Origin of the sequence: Mesorhizobium sp. M1A.F.Ca.IN.020.06.1.1, from assembly GCF_004023265.1 — a bacterium.
GTDB lineage: Bacteria > Pseudomonadota > Alphaproteobacteria > Rhizobiales > Rhizobiaceae > Mesorhizobium.
Window position 1 is genome coordinate 1 of the sequence record NZ_RZSR01001625.1, and the last position, 661, is coordinate 661.

1 protein-coding gene is annotated in these 661 nt (G+C 56.9%); it reads left to right on the forward strand.

Translation table 11 applies throughout. The features are described from left to right. Positions 1-102 precede the first annotated feature (102 nt). Positions 103-661 (forward strand): pyridoxal-phosphate dependent enzyme (locus tag EOA60_RS35975; protein ID WP_128312778.1); only part of this gene is annotated, 559 nt, incomplete at its 3' end.

Genomic DNA, 661 nt, shown 5'->3' on the forward strand with positions numbered 1-661 from the left:
GCTTCAGAGAGTATCGGCCACGAAACATCTGCTCCGGCTCAGCCTGGCTCGGATTAGCCAATTCCCCATTCGCACGACGACCTTAGTTCAAAGAGTAAGAGAATGCTTAACTTCGACATGATAGCCAAGGCCGCTCGCAGGCTTGAGGGGGTGACGCTTGTCACACCCTTGTTGGAGTCTGAGCTGCTCAATAAACGGATGGGTTTTCGCCTCCTCGTTAAAGCGGAGTGCCTTCAGCGTACTGGTTCGTTCAAGATCCGAGGCGCGTACGTGAAAATTGCTTCCTTGACCGAGGCGGAGCGAGCAGCCGGCGTCGTGGCGTTTTCATCCGGTAACCATGCCCAAGGCGTCGCTGCGGCCGCTTCGGAGCTTGGTATCGCGTCAACCATTGTGATGCCCAATGATGCTCCTGCGGTGAAGCTGCGCAACACCGCTGAATACGGCGCGAAGGTTATCACCTATGACCGGGTCACGGTTGACAGAGCCAAGATCGCACGCGATGTGGCGGACGAGACCGGAGCAGTGCTTGTTCCTCCATATGACGACTATGTGCTGATGTCAGGACAAGGCACGATCGGCCTCGAAATTGCTAATCAGTTGGCACATCGAAATGCCACGGCCAATGCGCTGGTATGCCCGGCTGGCGGTGGCGGTCTGATCG